The 5,861-nt window shown below is 64.4% G+C and carries 14 protein-coding genes and 1 pseudogene; all 15 read left to right on the top strand.

The genetic code is table 11. From position 1 onward, the window contains the following. A pseudogene (gene rplB / locus WC555_RS14970) lies at positions 1–187 on the top strand (50S ribosomal protein L2); the annotation flags it as partial. A gap of 2 nt (positions 188–189) precedes the next feature. Then, positions 190–468 (top strand): 30S ribosomal protein S19, encoded by a 279-nt coding sequence (gene rpsS / locus WC555_RS14965; protein ID WP_300467203.1) that lies wholly within the window; start codon positions 190–192, stop codon positions 466–468. 3 nt (positions 469–471) lie between these two features. Further along, on the top strand, positions 472–852 hold the full coding sequence (gene rplV, locus WC555_RS14960; protein ID WP_056615236.1) for a 50S ribosomal protein L22: 381 nt from the start codon (positions 472–474) through the stop codon (positions 850–852). Continuing rightward, positions 852–1,604, top strand: a complete 753-nt coding sequence (gene rpsC / locus WC555_RS14955; protein ID WP_373254841.1) for a 30S ribosomal protein S3 — start codon at positions 852–854, stop codon at positions 1,602–1,604. Before rplV ends, rpsC begins: the two co-directional genes overlap by 1 nt. A gap of 3 nt (positions 1,605–1,607) precedes the next feature. Then, positions 1,608–2,051, top strand: a complete 444-nt coding sequence (gene rplP, locus WC555_RS14950; RefSeq protein ID WP_373254838.1) for a 50S ribosomal protein L16 — start codon at positions 1,608–1,610, stop codon at positions 2,049–2,051. Beyond that, on the top strand, positions 2,048–2,245 hold the full coding sequence (rpmC, locus tag WC555_RS14945) for a 50S ribosomal protein L29 (protein WP_055832148.1): 198 nt from the start codon (positions 2,048–2,050) through the stop codon (positions 2,243–2,245). Before rplP ends, rpmC begins: the two co-directional genes overlap by 4 nt. Positions 2,246–2,255: 10 nt before the next feature. Further along, positions 2,256–2,504, top strand: a complete 249-nt coding sequence (rpsQ, locus tag WC555_RS14940; protein WP_055832150.1) for a 30S ribosomal protein S17 — start codon at positions 2,256–2,258, stop codon at positions 2,502–2,504. Positions 2,505–2,522: 18 nt separating this feature from the next. After that, a complete protein-coding gene (gene rplN / locus WC555_RS14935) occupies positions 2,523–2,891 on the top strand; it encodes a 50S ribosomal protein L14 (protein ID WP_055832151.1) in 369 nt (122 codons plus the stop codon). Positions 2,892–2,893: 2 nt separating this feature from the next. Further along, a complete protein-coding gene (rplX, locus tag WC555_RS14930; protein ID WP_373254837.1) occupies positions 2,894–3,202 on the top strand; it encodes a 50S ribosomal protein L24 in 309 nt (102 codons plus the stop codon). Next, positions 3,202–3,762: a 50S ribosomal protein L5 gene (rplE, locus tag WC555_RS14925; protein ID WP_056615248.1), complete on the top strand. Its 561-nt coding sequence runs from the start codon at positions 3,202–3,204 to the stop codon at positions 3,760–3,762. The genes rplX and rplE overlap by 1 nt, the downstream gene beginning before the upstream one ends. A 19-nt stretch (positions 3,763–3,781) precedes the next feature. Then, positions 3,782–4,087, top strand: a complete 306-nt coding sequence (gene rpsN / locus WC555_RS14920) for a 30S ribosomal protein S14 (protein ID WP_055832157.1) — start codon at positions 3,782–3,784, stop codon at positions 4,085–4,087. Positions 4,088–4,101: 14 nt separating this feature from the next. Then, complete coding sequence (gene rpsH / locus WC555_RS14915) at positions 4,102–4,500, top strand: 30S ribosomal protein S8 (RefSeq protein ID WP_055832159.1); 399 nt, start codon at positions 4,102–4,104, stop codon at positions 4,498–4,500. Between the two features lies 1 nt (position 4,501). Beyond that, complete coding sequence (gene rplF / locus WC555_RS14910; protein WP_373254835.1) at positions 4,502–5,035, top strand: 50S ribosomal protein L6; 534 nt, start codon at positions 4,502–4,504, stop codon at positions 5,033–5,035. Between the two features lie 3 nt (positions 5,036–5,038). Beyond that, positions 5,039–5,401 (top strand): 50S ribosomal protein L18, encoded by a 363-nt coding sequence (rplR, locus tag WC555_RS14905; RefSeq protein WP_373254833.1) that lies wholly within the window; start codon positions 5,039–5,041, stop codon positions 5,399–5,401. 11 nt (positions 5,402–5,412) lie between these two features. Further along, positions 5,413–5,861, top strand: a 449-nt coding sequence (gene rpsE / locus WC555_RS14900; RefSeq protein ID WP_373254831.1) for a 30S ribosomal protein S5, incomplete at its 3' end; no start/stop codon positions are given.

Genomic DNA, 5,861 nt, shown 5'->3' with positions numbered 1-5,861 from the left:
TCCGCACGTTCGCGGCGTCGCCATGAACCCGATCGACCACCCGCACGGTGGTGGTGAAGGCCGGACCTCTGGCGGTCGCACCCCGGTTACGCCGTGGGGCAAGGACACCAAGGGCACCCGGACCCGCAAGAACAAGGCTACGGACAAGTACATCATCCGTACCCGCCACGTTAAGAAGGCTCGCTAAAGATGGCCCGCTCCTCCTGGAAAGGCCCGTTTGTCGACGGGTATCTGCTGAAGAAGGCCGAGACGGTGTCGTCGTCGGGCCGCAAGGACGTGATCAAGACGTGGTCGCGCCGCTCCACCATCCTGCCGCAGTTTGTCGGCCTGACCTTCGGTGTCCACAACGGCCTCAAGCATGTGCCGGTGTCGGTTTCCGAAGAAATGGTCGGCATGAAGTTCGGCGAGTTCTCCCCGACCCGGTCATTCCCCGGGCACGCGGCGGACAAGAAGGCCAAAAGGAAGTAACTGATGGCCCAGACCAAAAATGAACGTCGGGTCGCCCCGACCGAAGCGCGCGCCAAGCTGGTGAACGTCCGGATCAGCCCTCAGAAGCTGAACCTGGTCGCCCAGTCGATCCGCGGCCTGCCGGTGCAGAAGGCGCTGAACGAGCTGGAATTCAGCCGCAAGCGCATCGCCACCGACGTCCGCAAGGTGCTGTATTCGGCCGTGTCGAACGCCGAGAACAACCACAACCTCGACATCGACAACCTGGTCGTCGCCGAGGCCTTCGTGGGCAAGAACCTGGTGATGAAGCGCTTCGCGAGCCGTGCTCGTGGCCGCTCGTCGCGCATCCTGAAACCTTTCGCGGAGATCACCATCGTGGTCCGCGAAGCCGGTGAGGCCGCCTGATGGGTCAGAAAGTCAATCCGATCGGTCTGCGCCTCGGCGTCAACCGTACGTGGGACAGCCGCTGGTTCGCCCGCGGCCCCGAATACGCCAACCTGCTGCACCAGGACCTCAAGCTGCGTACGTGGCTGAAGGAACGCCTGAACGCCGCCGGCGTGTCGCGCATCATCATCGAGCGTCCGCACAAGAAGTGCCGCGTGACGATCTACGCCGCCCGTCCGGGTGTCGTGATCGGCAAGAAGGGCGCCGACATCGAGAAGCTCCGCAAGGACATCTCGGCGCGGACCGACGGCGAGGTTCACCTGAACATCGTCGAGGTGCGCAAGCCCGAGACCGACGCCCAGCTGATCGCCGAGAACATCGCGCAGCAGCTTGAACGCCGGATCGCCTTCCGTCGCGCCATGAAGCGTTCGATGCAGTCGGCCATGCGTCTCGGCGCCAAGGGCGTCCGCATCAACGTGTCGGGCCGCCTCGGCGGCGCGGAAATCGCGCGGATGGAATGGTATCGCGAAGGCCGCGTGCCGCTGCACACCCTGCGCGCCGACATCGACTACGGCTTCATCCAGGCCAAGACGACCTACGGCATCATCGGTGTGAAGGTGTGGGTCTTCAAGGGCGAGGTCCTCGAGCACGATCCGATGGCGCAGGACAAGCGCTGGGCGATCGAGGCTTCGGGTCCTTCTTCGAACGAAGGCCGTGGCGGTGATCGCGGCGGCCGCAACGATCGCGGTCAGCGTCGCGGGCGTGAGGGCTAAATCATGCTGCAACCGAAAAAGACCAAATATCGCAAGGCCTTCAAGGGCCGCATCCACGGCTCCGCCAAGGGTGGCTTCTCGCTGAACTTCGGGTCCTATGGCCTGAAGACGGTCGAGCCGGAACGCATCACCGCGCGTCAGATCGAGGCGGCCCGCCGCGCGATCACCCGCCAGATGAAGCGTCAGGGCCGCGTCTGGATCCGCGTCTTCCCCGACCTGCCCGTCACGGGCAAGCCGGCAGAAGTCCGGATGGGTAAGGGCAAGGGCGCGGTCGATCACTGGGCGGCGCGCTGCCACCCGGGCCGTATCCTGTTTGAAATCGACGGCGTGCCGGACGACGTGGCTCGCGAAGCCCTGCGTCTCGGCGCCGCCAAGCTGCCGGTCCGCACCAAGGTGGTCACCCGCCTCGACGCCGGTGTCTCGCACGTGGAGCACGTCGGAGCATGACCAAGATCGCCGACCTCCGGGCCCAGACGCCCGACCAGCTGTCCGACGAGCTGCTGAAGCTCAAGAAGGAACAGTTCAACCTGCGCTTCCAGGCCGCCACCGGCCAGATGGAAAAGACCCATCGGGTCTCGGAAGTGCGCAAGGACATCGCCCGTATTTCCACGCTTCTGCGTGCGAACCGCGCGGCGGGTTAAGGAAACGAAGATGCCCAAACGAGTTCTCGAAGGCGTGGTCGTCTCCGACAAGGGCGACAAGACTGTCGTCGTCGTCGTCCAACGCACGCTGCTGCACCCGGTCCTTAAAAAGATCGTGCGCCTGTCCAAGAAGTACCACGCTCACGACGAAGCCAACGCCCTCAAGGTGGGTGATCAGGCCCGCATCATCGAGTGCGCCCCCAAGTCCAAGCTGAAGCGCTGGGAAGTCCTGTCGGACTCCTCGGCCTCGGCTTCGTAATCAGAAAGATCTGATCATATGATCCAGATGCAAACTAACCTGGAGGTAGCCGATAATTCGGGTGCTCGCCGGGTCATGTGCATCAAGGTGTTGGGCGGCTCCAAGCGCCGCTACGCCTCGGTGGGCGACACGATTGTCGCTTCGGTGAAGGAAGCCATTCCTCGCGGCCGCGTGAAGAAGGGCGACGTCGTGCGCGCCATCGTCGTGCGCACCGCCAAGGACATCATGCGCAAGGACGGCTCTGTCATTCGTTTCGACAAGTCGGCCGCCGTCATCGTCAACAAGCAGAACGAGCCGGTCGGCACGCGGATCTTCGGCCCGGTTCCCCGCGAACTGCGCGCCAAGAACCACATGAAGATCATCTCTCTGGCTCCGGAGGTCCTGTAGTCATGGCCGCCAAGATCAAAACGGGCGACAGCGTCGTCGTCCTGACCGGCAAGGACAAGGGCCGCACCGGCAAGGTGACCAAGGTCCTGCCGGCGACGAACCGCGTGATGGTGCAAGGCATCAACATGGTTCAACGCCACACCCGCCCGACCCAGGCCGACCCCCAGGGCGGCATCAAGAACAAGGAAGCGTCGCTTCACCTGTCGAACGTCGCGATCGCCGACGCCAACGGCAAGGCCACCCGCGTCGGCTTCAAGATCGAAGGCGACAAGAAGGTCCGCTTCGCCAAGACGACGGGAGACGTCATCTGATGGCCGACACCAAATACACCCCGCGCCTCAAGGGCGAGTACAACGACCGCATCAAGGGCGTGCTGACCGAGAAGTTCGGCTACACCAACCCGATGCAGATGCCCAAGCTGGACAAGATCGTCCTCAACATGGGCATCGGTGAAGCCGTGGCCGACTCCAAGAAGGCCACCGCGGCCCTCAAGGACCTGGCCGCCATCGCCGGTCAGAAGCCCGTCGCCACCAAGGCCCGCAACTCCATCGCCGGCTTCAAGCTGCGCGAAGGCATGGTCATCGGCGGCAAGGTCACGCTGCGCGGCGACCAGATGTACGAGTTCCTCGACCGCCTGATCACGATCGCGCTGCCGCGCGTGAAGGATTTCCGCGGCCTGAAGCCGACCTCGTTCGACGGTCGCGGCAACTACGCCATGGGCCTCAAGGAACACATCGTGTTCCCCGAGATCAACTACGACCAGATCGACCAGATGTGGGGCATGGACATCATCGTCTGCACCACGGCCAAGACCGATGACGAGGCGCGCGCGCTTCTCACCGAGTTCAAGTTCCCGTTCGTGACGAACTGAGCGGGAAGGGAAAAGCACAATGGCTAAGAAAAGCGCCGTAAACCGCAACGAGATGGTCAAGGCCCTCGTCGCGAAATACGCCGACAAGCGGGCCGCCCTCAAGGCGACCGCCAACAACGAATCCCTGCCGCTTGAGGAGCGCTTCGAAGCGCGCCTGAAGCTGGCCAAGCTGCCGCGCAACTCGGCCGCCAACCGGATTCGCAACCGCTGCGAAGTGACGGGCCGTCCGCGGGCCTTCTATCGCAAGCTCAAGATGAGCCGTATCGCGCTTCGTGAACTCGGCAACCTGGGTCAGATCCCGGGTCTGACCAAGTCCAGCTGGTAAGGGGAGCGACAGACATGATGATCAACGATCCCCTGAGCGACATGATCGCCCGCATCCGGAACGCGCACATGCGCAAACGTTCCAAGGTGCTCACCCCGGCTTCCCGCCTGCGCCAGCGCGTCCTCGACGTGCTGCAGGACGAAGGCTACATCCGCGGCTATTCCCTGGTTCAGAACCCCGGCGAATTCCCGCAGTTCGAGATCGAGCTGAAATACTTCGACGGCCAGCCGGTCATCGCCGAGATCGCCCGCGTGTCCAAGCCGGGCCGCCGCGTCTACTCCGCGATCTCCGACCTGAAGCCGATCAAGAACGGCCTCGGCATCTCGATCCTCTCCACGTCCAAGGGCGTCATGTCGGACACCGCGGCTCGCGAAGCCAAGGTGGGCGGCGAAGTCCTCTGCAGGGTCTACTAAGATGTCCCGTATCGGAAAACGCACCATTGAAGTGCCGAAGGGCGTGACCGTCACGCTCGACGGCCAGACCGTCTCGGTGAAGGGTCCCAAGGGCGAAAGCTCGTGGACCGTCGCGGAAGAGATCGAAGTCACGCAGGGCGACGATGGCCTGAACCTGACGATCCGTGAGGACAACCAGCGTTCGCGGGCCATGTGGGGCCTGTCGCGCACCCTGGTCGACAACATGGTCGTCGGCGTCACCACCGGCTTTGAAAAGAGCCTGGACCTGGTCGGCGTGGGCTATCGCGCCGCGATGAAGGGCAACGCCCTGTCGCTGCAGCTCGGCTTCTCGCACGACGTCGACATCCAGCCGCCTGCCGGCGTCACCTTCGCGGTGCCCAAGCAGACGGAAATCAAGATCTCCGGCGCTGACAAGCAGGCCGTCGGTCAGATCGCCGCCGTCATCCGCAAGCTGCGTCCGCCCGAGCCCTACAAGGGCAAGGGCGTCCGCTACACGGGCGAAAAGGTCCGGCGCAAGGAAGGCAAGAAGAAGTAAGTCATGGCTCTCTCTCTTCGACAACAAGCCCAGCGCCGTACGGAGCGCACCCGCCGCCGCCTGAAGGCTGTCGCCAACGGCCGTCTGCGCCTGTCGGTGCACCGTTCGGACAAGAACATCTCGGCCCAGATCATCGACGACCTCAACGGCGTCACGATCGCCTCGGCCTCCTCGCTGGAAGGCGAGAAGGGCAAGAAGGCCAAGGGTTCGGACGTCGCCGCAGCCGCTCTGATCGGCAAGCTGGTCGCCGAACGCGCCATCGAGAAGGGCGTCAAGGACGTCGTCTTCGACCGCGGCGGCTACATCTATCACGGACGGGTGAAGGCGCTGGCTGATGCCGCGCGTGAAGCCGGCCTGAACTTCTAAGGACGCGACAGATGGCGCAAACACCCCAACGTGGCGGCGGCGGCAACGATCGCAACCGTCGTGACAACCGCAACGCTCCCCAGGCTGACGGTCCGGATTCGGACATCGTCGAGAAGCTGGTGCACATCAACCGCGTCGCGGCCACGGTCAAAGGCGGCCGCCGGTTCTCGTTCGCGGCCCTGATGGTCGTCGGCGACGGCAAGGGCCGCGTCGGCTTCGGTCACGGCAAGGCGCGCGAAGTGCCGGAAGCCATCCGCAAGGCGACCGAGGAAGCCAAGAAGACCATGATCCGCGTTCCGCTGCGCGAGAACCGCACCCTGCACCACGACGGCGCCGGCCGTTGGGGCGCCGGCAAGATCATGATGCGCGCCGCCCCTCCCGGGACCGGCGTCATCGCGGGCGGTCCGATGCGCGCCGTGCTCGAAACCCTCGGCGTCCAGGACGTCGTGGGCAAGTCGAC

The sequence above is a fragment of the Brevundimonas sp. genome (genome assembly GCF_041648615.1).
In the GTDB taxonomy this organism is placed as follows: domain Bacteria; phylum Pseudomonadota; class Alphaproteobacteria; order Caulobacterales; family Caulobacteraceae; genus Brevundimonas.
The sequence above is the reverse complement of the archived record's forward strand: the minus strand, read 5'-3'. Positions and strand labels throughout refer to the sequence as shown.

What these genes read in the sequence shown, in the direction of transcription:
- rpsS (WP_300467203.1), top strand. Translation starts at nt 190, where the DNA reads ATGGCCCGCTCCTCCTGGAAAGGCCCGTTTGTCGACGGGTATCTGCTG.
- rplN (WP_055832151.1), top strand. Translation starts at nt 2,523, where the DNA reads ATGATCCAGATGCAAACTAACCTGGAGGTAGCCGATAATTCGGGTGCT.
- rpsQ (WP_055832150.1), top strand. Translation starts at nt 2,256, where the DNA reads ATGCCCAAACGAGTTCTCGAAGGCGTGGTCGTCTCCGACAAGGGCGAC.
- rplX (WP_373254837.1), top strand. Translation starts at nt 2,894, where the DNA reads ATGGCCGCCAAGATCAAAACGGGCGACAGCGTCGTCGTCCTGACCGGC.
- rplE (WP_056615248.1), top strand. Translation starts at nt 3,202, where the DNA reads ATGGCCGACACCAAATACACCCCGCGCCTCAAGGGCGAGTACAACGAC.
- rpsC (WP_373254841.1), top strand. Translation starts at nt 852, where the DNA reads ATGGGTCAGAAAGTCAATCCGATCGGTCTGCGCCTCGGCGTCAACCGT.
- rplP (WP_373254838.1), top strand. Translation starts at nt 1,608, where the DNA reads ATGCTGCAACCGAAAAAGACCAAATATCGCAAGGCCTTCAAGGGCCGC.
- rplF (WP_373254835.1), top strand. Translation starts at nt 4,502, where the DNA reads ATGTCCCGTATCGGAAAACGCACCATTGAAGTGCCGAAGGGCGTGACC.
- rpsH (WP_055832159.1), top strand. Translation starts at nt 4,102, where the DNA reads ATGATGATCAACGATCCCCTGAGCGACATGATCGCCCGCATCCGGAAC.
- rplV (WP_056615236.1), top strand. Translation starts at nt 472, where the DNA reads ATGGCCCAGACCAAAAATGAACGTCGGGTCGCCCCGACCGAAGCGCGC.
- rpmC (WP_055832148.1), top strand. Translation starts at nt 2,048, where the DNA reads ATGACCAAGATCGCCGACCTCCGGGCCCAGACGCCCGACCAGCTGTCC.
- rpsN (WP_055832157.1), top strand. Translation starts at nt 3,782, where the DNA reads ATGGCTAAGAAAAGCGCCGTAAACCGCAACGAGATGGTCAAGGCCCTC.
- rplR (WP_373254833.1), top strand. Translation starts at nt 5,039, where the DNA reads ATGGCTCTCTCTCTTCGACAACAAGCCCAGCGCCGTACGGAGCGCACC.